Below are 16311 nucleotides of genomic sequence, written 5' to 3'. Positions count from 1 at the left end.
TGAGTCACGGGCAGAATCAGTGGCCAGGCGCGGTCTGCCGCCAGGCTTGGGAACGGCGCAGCAAACCGCGCGAGGCCCAGGCCAGCAGCAGGGACACACCCGCCGAGGTGAACAGAATCAGGGTCGACATCGCCGCCGCGCCGCCGACGTTGCCGGCGTCGTCCATGTTCAGCACCGCCACCGCCGCGAGGATGGTGTCAGGGCTGTAGAGGAAGATCGCCGCCGAGACAGTGGTCATGGCCGAGACGAACAGGTAGCGCACGATGTCCAGCAGCGCCGGCAGGCAGATCGGCACGGTGACGCGCAGGTAGTGTCGATACAGCGGCGCCTTGAGCGACAGCGCGGCGGCTTCAAACTCGGCGTCGAGCTGACGCAGTGCGGTGGTGGCGGTCATCTGCGCGGTGGTCAAATAGTGAGCAATGGTGCAGACCACCAGCAAGGTCATGGTCCCGTAAAGCACATGCAGCGGGTTGCCGGTGAGGTTGAAGAAGAAGACGTAACCCAGGCCCAGCACCAGTCCCGGCACCGCCATCGGTACGAAACTGAGCATGCGCAAGGTGAGATTCAGTCCGCGCTGGCCCTTGGTTTTTTCCATCAGGTAAGCGCCGGTGAAGATCAGCACGCTGCCGATCAACGCCGTGCACAACGCCATCTTCACGCTGTTGCTATACGCCAGCCAGCCGCCACCCGCCGTGTCGTTGAACTGGTAGTGGTTGAGCGAGAGCGACAGGTTGTACGGCCAGAATTTGACCAGCGAAGAGAAGATCGCCATGCCGAACACCAACAGCAACGCCGCGCTGATCAGCAACACGATGCCCAGGTAGCAGCCGTCGCGCAGTTTCGATGGCGCGGGTTTGAAGACTTGCGCACGCCCGCTCATGGCGTCGCCCTGACGTCGACGCAACCACGCATCGACGCCGAAGCTGAACAGCGCCGGCAACAGCAGGACCATGCCGATCAACGCGCCGCGACCGAACTGCTGCTGGCCGACCACCGCTTTATAGGCTTCCAGCGCCAGCACCTGGTAGTCGCCACCGACCACCACAGGCACGCCGAAGTCGGTGATGGTCAACGTAAACACCAGGCAGAACGCGGCGAACACAGCCTGACGCGTCGCCGGCCAGGTAATGCTGCGGAAAGCTTTTGCCGGACTCGCACCCATGCTGGAGGCAGCATCGAACAGTCGCGCATCCGCCAGGGACAGCGCCGACAGCAGGATCATCAAGGCGTGTGGGAAGGTGTAGATGACCTCGCCGAGCACAATGCCCCAGAAGCCGTAGATGTTGTCCGAGAGCAAACCACGCAACATGCCCTGGTTGCCGAACAGATAGACCAGTGCAATACCAGGCAGCATCGACGGCGCCATCAACGGCAGCAGCGAAATCCCACGCCAGATGCCTTTGCCGGGAATCAATGTGCGTTGCAGGGCGTAGGCAAACAGATAGGCCAGCGGTACGACAATCGCCGCGACGCTGAGGGAAACCTTGAGGCTATTACCCAACAGCCAGTGAAAATTTTCGCTGGTGACCAACTCCCGTGCGGCCACCAGACCACCGCCCTGCCCGGCTTCGGAGCTGAAGCCGCGCCAGAAGATCGCCAGCAACGGCATCAACACCGCGACGCCGAGCAATACCAGCAACAGGACTTTGCCGCCGACCACGAACACCCGGTCGCCGATTTCGGCACGGGAGGTCTGCCGAACCTGCTTGTGCGGTATCGGCAGCGCGATGTTCGCGCTCATCAGGCAAACACCTGCAGGCTGCGCGGCGGCAAGGCAACCATGATGTGCTGGGCGCCGAGGCGCGGCATGGCTTCCGGTGCCAGTTCGGCGAGCAACGGATGGCCCGGCAATTGGTCGAGTTCGAAGCTCATGCGGCAGCGGTTGCCGAGGAAAGTAATCTCGCGAACCTTGGCCGGGAACAGGTTTTCTTCATGCACCAGCGGGTTGACGTTGATCGCCTCCGGGCGGCAGAACAAACGGCCCGACGCAGTTTTTGCGCTGCCATCGGCCAGGCGCATGTTCAGCCCGCCGACCTGGGCGTGGCTGTCACTGCTGCGGCGAAACGGCAGCCAGTTACCCTGGCCGACGAACTCCGCCACAAACGGCGTGGCCGGACGGTCGTAGATTTCCTGCGGCGTGGCGTACTGCTCGACCTTGCCGTTGTTCATCACGGCGATGCGGTCGGCCATCAGCATGGCTTCGTCCTGATTGTGCGTGACCATCAGGGTGGTGATGCCGAGGTTGCGCTGCAATTGGCGCAGTTCGGTGCACAGGTGCTCGCGAACCCGGGCGTCGAGTGCCGACATCGGTTCGTCCAACAGCAATAACGAAGGCGCCGGCGCCAGGGCCCGAGCCAGGGCGACGCGTTGCTGTTGGCCGCCGGACAATTGGCCGGGGTACTTTTTCTCGCTGCCGATCAGGCCGACCAGTTCCAGCATCTGACCGACACGCTTGCGCACTTCGTCGCGACCGCTGCCGGCGAGGCCGTAGGCAATGTTCGCTTCGACGGTGAGATTGGGGAACAGTGCGTAGGACTGGAACAGAATGCCGTAGTCCCGCGCCTGGGGGGCCAAGTGGGAAACGTCGCGATCACCGAGGTACAACTCGCCGCTGTCCTGTTTTTCCAGGCCGGCGATGCAGCGCAGCAAGGTGGTTTTGCCACAACCCGACGGGCCCAGCAGACACACCAGTTCGCCGGCCGCCACGTCGAGGGAAACGTTATCCAGCGCAGTAAAGGCGCCGAAGCGTTTCTGTACGCCGCGCACCTTCATCGGGGCGCCGGGGTTGGTCAGGGCAGTTGCGATCGAGTGGTTCATGGACAGGCCTCATCAAGCAGATGAAGGCCATCCTAGGGATGCAATGCGTCCGTCATGTGGCAGTGAGGCAAAAATGGCTGATAGTGGTATTCAGGGATTTTGGTTCACCGTCGATCGTTCCCACACTCTGCGTGGGAAACGATCATCAGGCAGGTGCCATTTCCTGCGCCAACCCGAGAAACGCCGCTGGCAGCCGCGCGCCTTTGCGCTCCTTGAGGCAATACAGGTACTCGGGAATCTGCGGCGCATTCTCGATGGTCAGCACCCGCAGTTGCGGATCGTGCGGCACTTCCTGCCGGGCAATGATGCTGATGCCGATGTTGCGCAGCACCGCCTCCCGGATCGATTCACGGCTGCCAATCTCCAGCAGCGGCCCGAAACTCACCCCGGCGCTGGCCAGTAACTCTTCCGTCAGACGCCGAGTGGTCGAGCCCGATTCGCGCATCAACAACGTATGCCCGGCCAATGCGCTCAGCGGCACATGGTCGTGAACCGCCAGCGGATGATTGCGATGCACCGCCAACACCAACGGATCGCTGCCCAGCACCCGGCGAATCAACCGCGCATCGTCGAGCAATTGCGAGGACGCCGCGACATCCACCCGGTAGTCCTCCAGCGCTTCGAGCACTTGTTGGGAATTGCCGATTTCCACCGACACTTCCACTTGCGGCAGGCGCTCGCGAAAGGCCTTCACCAGATCAAGGATGTAATACGGCGCCGTGGCCGCGATGCGCAACGTGCCCTGGACCTGACCGCTGTTGCGCAGGAAAAACTCGATGTCGGCTTCCTGCTGCAACAATGCCTTGACCATCGGCAGCAGCCGCGCGCCTTCTTCGCTGACGCTGAGGCGGCGGCCGCCACGGTAGAACAGTTCAACCGAGTACTGACTTTCCAGATGGCGGATCTGCGTCGTCACCGTGGGCTGGCTCAGGCCAAGCTTCTTCGCCGCCAGGGTAATGCTGCCCAGGCGGGCCACCATGTAAAACGCCTTCAGCTCGGCACTCAGCACACCCGCTCCTCATCGCTTATTTGCGCAACAGGCGCAAACCATTGAACACCACCAACAGGCTCACGCCCATGTCGGCGAACACCGCCATCCACATGGTAGCGATCCCGGCGAAGGTTACCCCAAGAAAGATCGCCTTGATGACCAAAGCGAGGGCGATGTTCTGTTTCAGGATGCTGGAGGTCTGGCGCGACAAGCGGATGAACGCCGGAATCTTGCGCAAATCATCGTCCATCAAGGCGACATCAGCGGTCTCGATGGCGGTATCGGTACCGGCCGCCGCCATGGCAAAGCCGATCTCGGCCCGGGCCAGCGCCGGCGCGTCGTTGATGCCGTCGCCGACCATGCCGACGTTATGGCCCTGTGCATAAAGGGCTTCGATGGCTTGCAGTTTATCGGTCGGCAGCAGGTCGCCCTTGGCCTCGTCGATACCGACTTGTGCGGCAATCGCCTGCGCGGTGTGGACGTTATCGCCGGTGAGCATCAGGGTTTTCACGCCCAGCTCATGCAACTGGCGGATCGCTTCACGGCTGCTCTCTTTAACGGTGTCGGCCACGGCGAACAGCGCCAGCGGACCGGACGGGTCGAGCAGCAGCACCACGGACTTGCCCTGCTTCTCCAGCGCGAACAGTTTTTCTTCCAGTTGCGGCGAGCACAGGCCCAGCTCTTCGACCAGACGATGATTGCCCAAGTGGTAGGTCTGGCCGTTGACTTGCCCCTTCACACCGCGACCGGCCAGCGCTTCGAAGTTATCCACAATCAGCGGCGCAAATTGTTTATCGGCAGCCGCGTTGGCAATGGCCAGCGACACCGGGTGATCCGAGCGACCGGCCAGCGCTGCGGCAATCGCCGGGGCAGTGGCGTCTGCGGTGGGATCAAGCGACAAATAATCGGTCTGCACCGGTTTGCCATGGGTAATCGTGCCGGTCTTGTCCAAGGCCAGGTAATCGAGCTTGTAACCGCCCTCCAGATAGACGCCGCCCTTGACCAGAATCCCTTTGCGCGCCGCCGCCGCGAGGCCGCTGACGATGGTCACCGGAGTGGAAATCACCAACGCGCATGGGCAAGCCACCACCAGCAACACCAGCGCGCGATAGATCCAGTCAAACCAGACGGCGCCCATGAACAGCGGCGGAATGACCGCGACCGCCAGAGCAAGAATGAAGACCGCCGGGGTGTAGATTTTGGAAAACTGGTCGACGAAACGCTGGGTCGGCGCCCGGGCACCCTGAGCCTGTTCGACGGCGTGGATAATGCGCGCCAGCGTCGAGTTGTTGGCCGCTGCGGTCACCGCATATTCCAGAGACCCCGCCTGATTGATGGTGCCGGCGAAAACTTTGTCGCCGACGGTCTTCTCCACCGGCAGGCTTTCGCCCGTGATCGGCGCCTGATCGATGGTCGAACTGCCCGACACGACTTCGCCGTCCAGGCCAATCCGCTCGCCGGGACGCACCCGCACTCGCGCACCGAGCTCGATGGTTTTGACCTCTTGCGTGACCCAGCTGCCGTCGGCTTGCTGCACCGTCGCCTGTTCCGGGGTCATCTGCATCAAGCCGCCAATGGCGTTACGCGCCCGGTCCAGCGATTTGGCTTCGATCAACTCGGCCACGGTGAACAGGAACATCACCATCGCCGCTTCCGGCCATTGCCCGATCAGGATCGCGCCGGTGACCGCGATGCTCATCAACGCGTTGATGTTCAGGTTGAGGTTCTTGAGCGCGATCCAGCCTTTCTTGTAAGTGGTGAGGCCGCCACTGAGGATCGAAATCAGCGCGATGATCGCCACCACCCAGTCCGGCGCGGCGCTAGTGAAGTGGATCACTTCTGCCGCCAGCGCCCCCACGCCGGACAGTGCCAGAGGCCACCAGTGCTTTTTCTCGGGGGTCGGCGCTGGCGCTTCGACACCCTGCTCCAGCGGTTCGGCCACCATGCCCAGCGACTTGATTGCCTCGATGATCGGCGCAGTGCTCGGCAGGTCGTGGGTCACGCCCAACACGCGGTTGATCAGGTTGAATTCCAGCTGTTGCACACCCGCAAGCTTGCCCAGTTTGTTCTGGATCAGCGTCTGCTCGGTCGGGCAGTCCATGGCGTCGATGCGGAAGCTGCTCAGCCGCGCACCGGCGGTTGGCGTTTCGCTCAACTTGATCAGCGATGGCGCCGCCACTTTGGCGGAACAGCAGGAATCACCGTGCCCGCCATGCTCATGTTTCTGCACAGGCTGCAGTTTGTGGCTGTGATCGTGCCCAGCCTCGTGTGTGTGGGTGTGTCGGGAATCGCTCATCGGGTCGCGTCCATGAAGGTGCCTGTTGCCAAGTAAAGACCCTGTAGCCACTATAGGGTCAAGCACCCATTTGGAGATTGCCGTCATGAAGATCGGAGAACTGGCCAAACTCACCGACTGCGCCGTCGAAACCATCCGCTATTACGAGCGCGAAAACCTGCTGCCGGAACCGGCCCGCAGCGACGGCAACTACCGCGTCTACACCCAGGCCCACGCCGAACGCCTGACCTTCATCCGCAACTGCCGCACCCTCGACATGACCCTCGAAGAGATCCGCAGCCTGTTGGCCTTGCGCGACAGCCCGCAGGATCAGTGTGAAAGCGTGAATGCGCTGATCGATGAGCACATTCACCACGTCAAGGCGCGGATTGATGGGTTATTGGCATTGCAGACACAACTGCTCGACCTGCGCCAACGCTGTGGCGAAGGGCCGGAGATTGATCAGTGCGGGATTTTGCAGCGGTTGGAAGTGAGTGGCGGGGTTGTGGCGACGGAGGTTGAGCATTCTCATGTCGGGAGAAGCCACGGGCATTAAAGCCCCCCTAAAACCTGTGGGAGCGGGCTTGCCCGCGATGACGGCGGCACATCCAACGTTGATGTGACTGACAAACCGCTTTCGCGGGCAAGCCCGCTCCCACAGGGTTATGTGTTAAGGCTTAGACCGCCATTGGCGCGGTCATTGGCGCGTGGTGCTGATACCCCTCAAGCGAGAAATCGCCCGGCTCGATCAACTCCAGCCACTCCGGCTGATAAACACCGGTCTTGGCGAACTCCGGCACACGATCACTGATCACCAGTTTCGGCATCGGGAACGGCTCGCGCTTGAGCTGTTCATTCAGCATGTCCAGGTGGTTTTCGTAGACGTGCGCATCACCAATGAAATAGGTGAACCAGCGCGGCGTATACCCGGTCAGGCGACCGATCAGGCTCAGCAGCGCGGCGCCCTCGGTGAGGTTGAACGGTGTGCCCAGGCCCAGGTCGTTGGAGCGGATGTAGAGGGTCAGGGAGATTTCCCTGGTCTCGACATTCGGGTGGAACTGGTACAACAGGTGGCACGGCGGCAGGGCCATTTCATCGAGCTGGGCAACGTTCCAGCCGTGGAACAGGATGCGGCGGCTGCCCGGGTCCTTGATGATGGTGTCGACGCACTGGCGGATCTGGTCGATCGCCTTGTACAGCACCACGTAGGCCTGGCCGTCTTCTTCACCCTCCGCGATCTGGCGGTAGCCCTGACTCAGAGTCTGCTCGATGGCGGCCTGGTTGCTGACCGGGATCTGCTTGTACGCCGGCCATTTACGCCATTGCACGCCGTAGATCTCGCCGAGGTCGTCGTCGCCCTGGCGGAACGGATTGGCCAGCCACTGCGCGTTTTCGTTGGCGTTCTGGTCCCAGACCTTGCAGCCCAGTGCACGGAATTCGGCGGCGTTGTTCACGCCACGCAGGAAACCGCACATCTCGCCGATGGCCGATTTGAAGGCCATCTTGCGCGTGGTGATCGCCGGGAACCCTTCTTTCAGGTCGTAACGCAGCATCGCGCCCGGAAAGCTGATGGTGTTCACGCCCGTACGGTTGGCTTGCTTGGTGCCGTTCTTGATGACGTGGGCGACCAGTTCGAGATATTGCTTCATGAGTTACCTGTGTCCTTGAACCCGGAGGCCGTCGCCCCCGGGGTTCGAATTTATACGGCTGCCGCTGGGGTCGCCGGGGTCGCCGGGGCGCGGTGATACGCCAACCAGATCAGGAACAGACCACCGACGATCATCGGCACGCAGAGCACCTGACCCATGGTCAGCCAGTTCCAGGCCAGATAGCCCAGTTGCGCGTCCGGTACGCGGACGAATTCGACGATGAACCGGAAGATGCCGTAGAACAGCGCGAACATCCCCGATACCGCCATGGTCGGCCGCGGCTTGCGCGAGAACAGCCACAGGATCAGGAACAGCGCGACGCCTTCCAGCGCGAACTGGTACAGCTGCGACGGATGGCGCGGCAACTGCGACGGATCGCTGAACGGCGGGAAGATCATCGCCCATGGCACGTCGGTCGGCTTGCCCCACAACTCCGCGTTGATGAAGTTGCCGATACGCCCGGCGCCCAGGCCGATCGGCACCATGGGTGCAACGAAGTCCATCAGCTGGAAGAACGACTTGTTGTTCTTCTTGCCAAACCACAACGCCGCCAGCATCACGCCAATGAAACCGCCATGGAACGACATGCCGCCCTTCCACACTTCGAAAATCAGCGTCGGGTTGGCCAGATAGGCGTGCAGATCGTAGAACAGCACATACCCCAAACGGCCGCCGACAATGACGCCCATCGACATCCAGAAGACCATGTCGGAGAGTTTCTCCTTGGTCCAGGTCGGGTCGAACCGGTTCAACCGGCGGGACGCCAGCAGCCAGGCGCCGCCAATGCCGATCAGGTACATCAAGCCGTACCAGTGGATTTTCAGCGGACCGATGGCCAGGGCCACCGGGTCGATCTGCGGGTAAGGCAGCATTGCGACTCCTCGTTAGAGTTGAAACCAAAATTCCCGGGTGACGCTGCCACCTCAGGATTAAGCCAGGATTGCGAAACGTGTCAGAGCAGAAAGCTCAGGCCCACGCAGAACAGCAAAGCGGCAAACAGTCTTTTCAGCAACTTCGGCGACAGCCTGTGGGCCAGTCGCGCGCCGATACGGGCGAACACCATGCTGGTCAGGGCGATCCCCAGCAGCGCCGGCAAGTACACAAAACCGAGACTATGGGCCGGCAGCAATGGATCGTGCCACCCCAGAATCATGAAACTTAATGCACTGGCCAAGGCGATCGGCAGACCACAGGCCGACGATGTGGCCACGGCTTGCTGCATCGGTACACTGCGCCAGGTCAGGAACGGCACGGTCAAGGAGCCGCCGCCAATCCCGAAAATCGCTGAGGCCCAGCCAATCACGCTACCGGCCAGGGTCAGACCGAGTTTGCCCGGCACCGTTCGGCTGGCCTTGGGTTTGACGTCCAGCGCCAGTTGCGCGGCGATGACCAGGGCGAACACGCCGATGATCTTCTGCAGGTTCGGGCCGGAGATCGCTTCGGCGGTCAGCGCGCCGAAACCGGCGCCCATCAGAATGCCGACGGTCATCCAGACGAAAATCGGCCAACGCACCGCGCCACGACGATGGTGTTCGCGTACGGCGTTGACCGAGGTAAAGATAATCGTCGCCAGGGACGTGCCGACCGCCAGGTGGGTCAGGATCGATGCGTCAAAGCCCTGCAAGGTGAAACTGAAGACCAACACGGGGACGATGATGATCCCGCCGCCGACCCCGAACAGCCCGGCCAGCACGCCTGCGCAGGCGCCCAGCGCCAGGTAAAGCAGAAATTCCATGGATGCATCCCCGAAGAAGGGGGGCATGGTAACGGATGGAGGGGGCAACGCTCCACTGCGCAAGGCGATGGAACGACGGGCGAGGACTGCGTAGAGTGAGCAAAAAACACACAAGGACCACCTTATGTGCCTGATTGTCTTCGCCTGGCGGCCTGGCCACGCCCAGCCGCTGATCGTGGCGGCCAACCGCGACGAATTCTATGCCCGCCCGAGCCTGCCTCTGGCGCAATGGCCCGAAGCGCCCAACGTTTACGCCGGCCGTGACCAGGAAGCCGGCGGCACCTGGCTGGGTATTGGCGCCAATGGGCGCTTTGCGGCACTGACCAATATTCGTGATCCGCATCAGCCGCCATCGCGTAAATCCCGCGGTGAACTGGTGGCGGGGTTTCTGTTGGGTGACCGCTCGATTGATGACTATTTGAGCGATGTTGTCCGACGTTACATCGAATATGCCGGGTTTAATCTGCTGATCGGCAATACCAACGAGCTGTGGCACTTCAATGCGCGGGAATCTGAGGCGGTGATGCTGCCCCCGGGTGTTTACGGATTGTCGAACGCCGGGCTCGATACGCCATGGCCAAAACTGCTCAAGGCCCGGGCGGCACTGGAAGAAGTCTTGGCAGACCCGCAACCCCAGGCGTTGCTGGCATTGTTGGGGGATGCGCAGACGGCGCCGTTTACCGAACTGCCGGACACCGGGGTCGGGCTGGCGACCGAGACGTTGTTGTCGAGTGTATTTATAGCCAGCCAGAGTTATGGGACGCGGGCGAGTACGGCGTTGATTGTTCAGGCGGATGGGACGCGACATATGGTCGAAAGGAGTTTCGGGCCGTATGGGGGGCATCTGGGGGAAGTGGAGATCAGGCTTTAGTTGTGTGTTGTGAGGACTGCCCCTATCGCGAGCAGGCTCACTCCTACACTGGATGTGCGTCGGTCACAGTTCCAATGTAGGAGTGAGCCTGCTCGCGATGGAGCCAGCCAAGTTTTAGAGGGTCTTCACTGAAGCCGGATTGATCATTTTCGCCAACCCAAGGTTCTTCAGCGCCAGTTGCAGGGAGCTGTGGATAACTTGCGGGTTGTCGATGGTCATCAGCTCTGCGAGCAAATCCTTGGCCTTGCTCAGGTTGATCTGACGCAGCATCCACTTCACTTTCGGCAAGTTGGTGGCGTTCATCGACAGGCTGTCGAAGCCCATCGCCATCAACAGCACCGCTGCTGCCGGATCACCGGCCATCTCACCACAGATGCTTACCGGCTTGCCTTCGGCATGGGCATCACGCACCACGTTCTGCAACGCCTGAAGCACCGCCGGGTGCAGGTAGTCGTAAAGGTCGGCCACCCGTGGGTTGTTGCGGTCCACGGCCAGCAGGTACTGAGTCAGGTCGTTGGAGCCGACCGACAGGAAGTCCACTTGCCGCGCCAGTTCCTTGGTCTGGTACACCGCCGCCGGAATCTCGATCATCACGCCAATCGGCGGCATCGGCACGTCGGTGCCTTCGTCGCGGACTTCACCCCAGGCCCGGTGAATCAGGTGCAGGGCTTCTTCGAGTTCGTGGGTGCCGGAGATCATCGGCAGCAGAATCCGCAGGTTGTTCAAGCCTTCGCTGGCCTTGAGCATGGCGCGGGTCTGCACCAGGAAGATTTCCGGGTGATCGAGGGTGACGCGAATCCCGCGCCAGCCGAGGAACGGGTTGTCCTCCTTGATCGGGAAGTACGACAACGCCTTGTCGCCGCCAATGTCCAGGCTGCGCATGGTGACCGGTTGCGGATGGAACGCGGCGAGCTGCTCGCGGTAGATCGCCAACTGCTCCTTTTCGCTCGGAAACCTCTGGTTGATCATGAACGGCACTTCGGTGCGGTACAGACCCACGCCTTCCGCGCCACGCTTCTGCGCCCGCGCCACGTCCGCCAGCAGGCCGGTGTTGACCCACAGCGGCATGCGGTGACCGTCGAGGGTCACGCACGGCAAGTCGCGCAGGGAGTCGAGACCGAGTGCCAGCTGCTTCTCTTCTTCCACCACTTCGGCGAACTGCTTGCGTAGCACGTCGCTCGGGTTGGTGTAGACCTCGCCGCGATTACCATCGACGATCAATTCGATGCCGTCGACCTTGGCATAGGGCAGGTCGACCAGGCCCATCACCGTCGGGATGCCCATTGCCCGGGCCAGGATCGCGACGTGGGAGTTGCCTGAACCGAGGACCGAGACCAGACCGACCAGCGTGCCTTCCGGCACCTCGCCGAGCATCGCCGGCGTCAGTTCTTCGCTGACCAGAATGGTTTTTTCCGGGTAGACCAGATTCTGCTGACGCTCTTCCTGCAGATACGCCAGCAAACGCCGGCCAAGGTCCTTGACGTCCGAGGCGCGCTCACGCAGGTAGGCGTCGTCCATCAATTCGAAACGGTTGACGTGCTCAGTGACCACTTGGCGCAACGCACCCTGGGCCCACTGGCCGGTCTTGATCACCGTGGTCACTTCGCTGCCCAGCGCCTCGTCGGCGAGCATCATCAGGTAGACGTCGAACAAGGCCCGTTCTTCGGGGCGCAGTTGCGAGGCCAATTTGGCGGACAACGCGCGCATGTCGGCGCGCACGCCTTCGATGGCCGTCTTGAACAACGCCAGTTCAGCGTCGATGTCGGTGATGGTCTTGTCCGGCACCACGTCCAGATCGGCCGGAGGCAACATAACCACCGCCGTACCGACCGCTGCACCCGGTGAACCCGGCACACCGACGAACTTGGCTTCCTGGATGCCTTTGCCCTGACGGCCCAGGCCGCGGATCGAACCGGTGGCCTCGGCGTGAGCAATAACGCCGGCAAGCTGCGCGCTCATGGTCACGAGAAAGGCTTCTTCACCTTCATCGAACTGGCGGCGTTCTTTTTGCTGGATGACCAACACGCCGACGACGCGGCGGTGGTGAATGATCGGCGCCCCGAGGAAAGAGGCGTAGCGCTCTTCACCGGTCTCGGCGAAGTAGCGGTAGCGCGGGTGATCCGCGGCGTTTTCGAGGTTCAGCGGTTCTTCACGCGTGCCGACCAGGCCGACCAGACCTTCATTGGGCGCCATGCTGACTTTGCCGATCGAGCGCTTGTTCAAGCCCTCGGTCGCCATCAGCACGAAGCGGTTGGTCTCGGGGTCAAGCAGATAGACCGAGCAGACCTGGCTGCCCATGGCCTCTTTGACGCGCAATACAATAATGCCCAACGCCGCCTTGAGATCCTTGGCGGAGTTAACTTCCTGGACGATCTTGCGCAGCGTATTGAGCATGGCTCGGGGTCGAACTCCGTCGTCAGTCGCGCGTTAAAAGGCGCGGGGCAAGCTCTTTGAGAGCGCGTCGATACACCTCGCGCTTGAATGTCACCACCTGGCCCAACGGATACCAATAGCTGACCCAGCGCCAGCCATCGAATTCCGGTTTACCGGTCAAATCCATCCGCACCCGCTGCTCGTTGGAGATCAGGCGCAGGAGAAACCACTTCTGTTTCTGGCCGATGCACAGCGGTTGGCTGTGGGTACGGACCAGACGTTGCGGCAAACGATAGCGCAACCAGCCCCGGGTGCAGGCGAGAATTTCAACATCTTCGCGCTCAAGACCCACTTCTTCGTTCAACTCGCGGTACAAGGCGTCTTCCGGCGTCTCCTGGGGGTTGATCCCGCCCTGAGGAAACTGCCAGGCATCTTGATTGATACGGCGAGCCCATAGCACCTGTCCGGCATCATTCGTGAGAATGATCCCGACATTGGGGCGGAAACCATCGGGGTCGATCACGGCAACAACCTCGCAAACGCATGTCGCCGCATTGTTCCACAAAGGTTGTGAAAGCAGCAACGCGCCGACCGACCTTATGTGCACTCTTGTGAAAAGTCCGTATTCTGGGCGCCTTTCTACAGACTTTTCAGCGAGTAACTGCAATGCGTCTGGCTTTATTCGACTTGGACAACACCCTGCTGGGCGGCGACAGTGACCACGCCTGGGGCGATTACCTGTGCGAGCGCGGCTTTCTCGACGCCGTCGCCTACAAGGCACGCAACGACGAGTTCTATCAGGATTACCTGGCTGGCAAGCTGGATAACGACGCTTACCTGAACTTCTGCCTGGAAGTGCTCGGGCGCACCGAAATGGCCACGCTGGATCAATGGCACCTCGATTACATGCGCGATTGCATCGAGCCGATCGTGTTGCCGCAGGCCATCGAATTGCTGGCCAGACACCGCGAGGCCGGGGACAAACTGGTGATCATCACCGCGACCAACCGTTTCGTGACCGGGCCGATCGCCCAGCGCCTGGGGGTTGAAACCCTGATCGCCACCGAGTGCGAGATGGTCGATGGCCGTTATACCGGGCGCAGCACCGATGTGCCGTGCTTTCGCGAAGGCAAGGTGACGCGGTTGACTCGTTGGCTGGAAGAAACCGGGCATTCGTTGGAAGACAGCTATTTCTATAGCGACTCGATGAATGATTTATCGTTGCTGGAGCAGGTAACGAATCCGGTCGCGGTGGATCCGGATCCGAATTTGCGCGCCGAGGCCGAGAAGCGTGGATGGCCGGTGATTTCGTTGCGCGATTGAAATCGCCATCGCGGGCAAGCCCGCTCCCACAAGGTTCTGCTGCGTGACATAGAAAGCATTTACAGCAGTGAACCCTGTGGGAGCGGGCTTGCCCGCGATTGGGTCGACTCAGTCTCTACCCTTAAACAGGCTTGGCACCCATCAACCCCGCAATGGCGACAAAGCAGACAAAACTGAACAACGCCAAGGCAAAGGTAAATCTCCCCACCCCTCCCGGCGTCTTGCGCAGCTTGTTAAGCCGCACCAACAGCCAAAACCACGCCAACGCCGCCACGGTGTAAAGCACACTCGACGCCAACAACCACGTCTGCCCCAACGGCCAGCCCACCAGATGCACCATCCCCCAGCCGGTGAACGGCATGCTCAACAGCGCCAGGCCCATCAACAACCAGATGAACACCCGTGGCCGTTGCAGGGTGCGGCTGCCGGCCGTCGCGTCACCTTTGCGTCGCGCGATAAAAACCCAGATCCCCAAGCCCAGCGCACTGATCAGCAACACCACCGTTGCAACCATGTGCGCCACTTTCAGGGCAGTTAACGTTTCCATTGTCCGATTTCCTTATGACCTGCCCATCAGCGTAGCCGCTCAGCCCAGAAACAGCTTATAGGCCGGGTTATCGCTTTCGTCCCAGTACGGGTAACCGATTTCTTCCAGCGCCGCCGGTACCAGATGACGCTCGTCGTGCGGTACTTGCAGGCCCGCGACCACTCGACCGTCCGCCGCGCCGTGGTTGCGGTAGTGGAACATCGAGATGTTCCAGCGCCCGCCCAGCTTGTTGAGGAAGTTGAACAGCGCACCCGGACGCTCCGGAAATTCGAAGCGCAGGATCACTTCGTCGACCACCTGCGCCGCACGACCACCGACCATGTGACGGATGTGCAACTTGGCCAGTTCGTTGTCGGTCAGGTCCAGCACCGGGAAGCCCTGCTCGGTCAGGCTCGCCAGCAGCGCACTGCGCGGATCGGTTTCCGGGTGCGTCTGCACGCCCACGAAAATGTGCGCTTCGCTGCCGGTGTTGTAGCGGTAGTTGAATTCGGTGATCTGGCGCTTGCCGATGGCTTCGCAGAACGCCTTGAAGCTGCCCGGTTTCTCGGGGATGGTCACGGCGATGATCGCTTCACGGCCCTCGCCCAGTTCGGCGCGTTCGGCGACGTGGCGCAAACGGTCGAAGTTGACGTTGGCGCCGGAGTCGATGGCCACGAAAGTGTGGCCGGTGACGCCGTTCTGCTCGACGTATTTCTTGATTCCCGCCACACCCAACGCGCCGGCCGGCTCGGTGATCGAGCGGGTATCGTCGTAGATATCCTTGATCGCCGCGCAGATCTCATCGGTACTGACCGTGATCACGTCATCGACATAGTCTTTGCAGATGTCGAAAGTGTGCTGGCCGATCTGCGCCACTGCCACGCCGTCGGCGAAGATGCCCACGGTCGGCAATACCACGCGCTCGCCGGCCGCCATCGCCGCTTGCAGGCAATTGGAGTCGTCTGGCTCGACACCGATGATCTTGATTTCCGGGCGCAGGTATTTCACGTACGCCGCGATGCCGGCGATCAGGCCGCCGCCACCGACCGGAACGAAAATAGCGTCGAGACGGCCAGGGTGTTGGCGCAGAATCTCCATCGCCACGGTGCCCTGCCCGGCAATGGTGTGGGGATCGTCGTACGGGTGGATGTAGACGTAGCCTTTTTCGTCGACCAGTTTCAGCGAGTAGGCCAGGGCTTCCGGGAACGAATCCCCGTGCAGCACCACTTTGCCGCCGCGCGAACGCACGCCTTCGACTTTGATTTCCGGGGTGGTCTTGGGCATGACGATGGTGGCTTTCACGCCCAACACTTTCGCCGCCAGGGCCAGGCCTTGCGCATGGTTGCCCGCCGACGCCGTGACCACGCCGCGAGCACGCTCTTCATCGGTCAACTGGGTCAGCTTGTTGTAAGCGCCACGAATCTTGAACGAGAACACCGGCTGCAAGTCTTCGCGCTTGAGCCAGACACTGTTGCCCAGCCGCTCGGAGAGCTGGCGGGCAGTCTGCAATGGGGTTTCTACGGCAACGTCATAAACGCGCGAGGTGAGGATCTTTTTGACGTACTGTTCGAGCATCGGAAAGCATCACTGAGCGGGTTGGGCAGGGTTAGGGTCTGTTGACGTTTGGTGGCGGGCCGCGACGGAGGCCAATTTTGCGCAGGGCAAGGCGCGAGGAACGCAGTTTGGTTGTTCCAAATAAGTTCCGAGCAACGCAGCCCTGCGCAAAATTGGCACCGTCCCTTCGGGTTGTG

At 61.5% G+C, this 16311-nt stretch carries 14 protein-coding genes; 3 read left to right on the top strand and 11 right to left on the bottom strand.

Annotation, left to right across the window (positions count from 1 at the left end):
• Positions 1-16: 16 nt before the first annotated feature.
• The 4 genes from D882_RS0129335 to D882_RS0129320 form a co-directional block, all read right to left on the bottom strand.
• Positions 17-1741, bottom strand: a complete 1725-nt coding sequence (locus D882_RS0129335; protein ID WP_027926520.1) for a putative 2-aminoethylphosphonate ABC transporter permease subunit — start codon at positions 1739-1741, stop codon at positions 17-19.
• On the bottom strand, positions 1741-2817 hold the full coding sequence (locus D882_RS0129330) for a putative 2-aminoethylphosphonate ABC transporter ATP-binding protein (protein ID WP_027926519.1): 1077 nt from the start codon (positions 2815-2817) through the stop codon (positions 1741-1743). Before D882_RS0129330 ends, D882_RS0129335 begins: the two co-directional genes overlap by 1 nt.
• A gap of 145 nt (positions 2818-2962) precedes the next feature.
• Positions 2963-3826, bottom strand: coding sequence for a LysR family transcriptional regulator (locus D882_RS0129325; protein ID WP_027926518.1), 864 nt, complete (start codon positions 3824-3826; stop codon positions 2963-2965).
• 16 nt (positions 3827-3842) lie between these two features.
• Positions 3843-6104: a heavy metal translocating P-type ATPase gene (locus tag D882_RS0129320; protein WP_027926517.1), complete on the bottom strand. Its 2262-nt coding sequence runs from the start codon at positions 6102-6104 to the stop codon at positions 3843-3845.
• Between the two features lie 85 nt (positions 6105-6189).
• Between D882_RS0129320 and cadR the strand changes: the two genes are divergently transcribed.
• Entirely contained in the window at positions 6190-6639 is a 450-nt protein-coding gene (gene cadR, locus D882_RS0129315) for a Cd(II)/Pb(II)-responsive transcriptional regulator (RefSeq protein ID WP_027926516.1), read from the top strand.
• Between the two features lie 121 nt (positions 6640-6760).
• Here the strand turns inward: cadR and D882_RS0129310 are convergent, their stop codons facing one another.
• The 3 genes from D882_RS0129310 to D882_RS0129300 all read right to left on the bottom strand — a co-directional run bounded on the left by D882_RS0129310 (position 6761) and on the right by D882_RS0129300 (position 9467).
• The gene (locus D882_RS0129310) at positions 6761-7732 is read right to left on the bottom strand and encodes a thymidylate synthase (RefSeq protein ID WP_027926515.1); all 972 of its coding nucleotides are present in this window, start codon (positions 7730-7732) and stop codon (positions 6761-6763) included.
• Positions 7733-7782: 50 nt separating this feature from the next.
• Positions 7783-8604, bottom strand: a complete 822-nt coding sequence (lgt, locus tag D882_RS0129305; RefSeq protein ID WP_027926514.1) for a prolipoprotein diacylglyceryl transferase — start codon at positions 8602-8604, stop codon at positions 7783-7785.
• An 80-nt stretch (positions 8605-8684) separates the two neighbouring features.
• The gene (locus D882_RS0129300) at positions 8685-9467 is read right to left on the bottom strand and encodes a sulfite exporter TauE/SafE family protein (RefSeq protein WP_027926513.1); all 783 of its coding nucleotides are present in this window, start codon (positions 9465-9467) and stop codon (positions 8685-8687) included.
• A 124-nt stretch (positions 9468-9591) separates the two neighbouring features.
• Between D882_RS0129300 and D882_RS0129295 the strand changes: the two genes are divergently transcribed.
• The gene (locus D882_RS0129295; protein ID WP_027926512.1) at positions 9592-10338 is read left to right on the top strand and encodes an NRDE family protein; all 747 of its coding nucleotides are present in this window, start codon (positions 9592-9594) and stop codon (positions 10336-10338) included.
• A 114-nt stretch (positions 10339-10452) separates the two neighbouring features.
• Here the strand turns inward: D882_RS0129295 and ptsP are convergent, their stop codons facing one another.
• Both ptsP and D882_RS0129285 read right to left on the bottom strand, forming a co-directional pair.
• Entirely contained in the window at positions 10453-12732 is a 2280-nt protein-coding gene (gene ptsP, locus D882_RS0129290) for a phosphoenolpyruvate--protein phosphotransferase (protein ID WP_027926511.1), read from the bottom strand.
• A 22-nt stretch (positions 12733-12754) separates the two neighbouring features.
• Positions 12755-13234, bottom strand: a complete 480-nt coding sequence (locus D882_RS0129285; protein ID WP_007945562.1) for an RNA pyrophosphohydrolase — start codon at positions 13232-13234, stop codon at positions 12755-12757.
• A 143-nt stretch (positions 13235-13377) separates the two neighbouring features.
• Here D882_RS0129285 and D882_RS0129280 point away from each other — a divergent pair, with 143 nt between their 5' ends.
• On the top strand, positions 13378-14034 hold the full coding sequence (locus D882_RS0129280; protein WP_027926510.1) for an HAD family phosphatase: 657 nt from the start codon (positions 13378-13380) through the stop codon (positions 14032-14034).
• A 121-nt stretch (positions 14035-14155) separates the two neighbouring features.
• Here the strand turns inward: D882_RS0129280 and D882_RS0129275 are convergent, their stop codons facing one another.
• The gene (locus D882_RS0129275; protein ID WP_027926509.1) at positions 14156-14581 is read right to left on the bottom strand and encodes a DUF2269 domain-containing protein; all 426 of its coding nucleotides are present in this window, start codon (positions 14579-14581) and stop codon (positions 14156-14158) included.
• 39 nt (positions 14582-14620) lie between these two features.
• Positions 14621-16135: a threonine ammonia-lyase, biosynthetic gene (gene ilvA, locus D882_RS0129270; RefSeq protein WP_027926508.1), complete on the bottom strand. Its 1515-nt coding sequence runs from the start codon at positions 16133-16135 to the stop codon at positions 14621-14623.
• Between the last annotated feature and the right edge of the window lie 176 nt (positions 16136-16311).

Source organism: Pseudomonas sp. URMO17WK12:I12 (genome assembly GCF_000514395.1).
Lineage (GTDB): Bacteria > Pseudomonadota > Gammaproteobacteria > Pseudomonadales > Pseudomonadaceae > Aquipseudomonas > Aquipseudomonas mucoides.
The sequence above is the reverse complement of the archived record's forward strand: the minus strand, read 5'-3'. Positions and strand labels throughout refer to the sequence as shown.

What these genes read in the sequence shown, in the direction of transcription:
- D882_RS0129335 (WP_027926520.1), bottom strand. Translation starts at nt 1,741, where the DNA reads ATGAGCGCGAACATCGCGCTGCCGATACCGCACAAGCAGGTTCGGCAG.
- D882_RS0129330 (WP_027926519.1), bottom strand. Translation starts at nt 2,817, where the DNA reads ATGAACCACTCGATCGCAACTGCCCTGACCAACCCCGGCGCCCCGATG.
- D882_RS0129320 (WP_027926517.1), bottom strand. Translation starts at nt 6,104, where the DNA reads ATGAGCGATTCCCGACACACCCACACACACGAGGCTGGGCACGATCAC.
- cadR (WP_027926516.1), top strand. Translation starts at nt 6,190, where the DNA reads ATGAAGATCGGAGAACTGGCCAAACTCACCGACTGCGCCGTCGAAACC.
- D882_RS0129310 (WP_027926515.1), bottom strand. Translation starts at nt 7,732, where the DNA reads ATGAAGCAATATCTCGAACTGGTCGCCCACGTCATCAAGAACGGCACC.
- lgt (WP_027926514.1), bottom strand. Translation starts at nt 8,604, where the DNA reads ATGCTGCCTTACCCGCAGATCGACCCGGTGGCCCTGGCCATCGGTCCG.
- D882_RS0129300 (WP_027926513.1), bottom strand. Translation starts at nt 9,467, where the DNA reads ATGGAATTTCTGCTTTACCTGGCGCTGGGCGCCTGCGCAGGCGTGCTG.
- D882_RS0129295 (WP_027926512.1), top strand. Translation starts at nt 9,592, where the DNA reads ATGTGCCTGATTGTCTTCGCCTGGCGGCCTGGCCACGCCCAGCCGCTG.
- ptsP (WP_027926511.1), bottom strand. Translation starts at nt 12,732, where the DNA reads ATGCTCAATACGCTGCGCAAGATCGTCCAGGAAGTTAACTCCGCCAAG.
- D882_RS0129280 (WP_027926510.1), top strand. Translation starts at nt 13,378, where the DNA reads ATGCGTCTGGCTTTATTCGACTTGGACAACACCCTGCTGGGCGGCGAC.
- D882_RS0129275 (WP_027926509.1), bottom strand. Translation starts at nt 14,581, where the DNA reads ATGGAAACGTTAACTGCCCTGAAAGTGGCGCACATGGTTGCAACGGTG.
- ilvA (WP_027926508.1), bottom strand. Translation starts at nt 16,135, where the DNA reads ATGCTCGAACAGTACGTCAAAAAGATCCTCACCTCGCGCGTTTATGAC.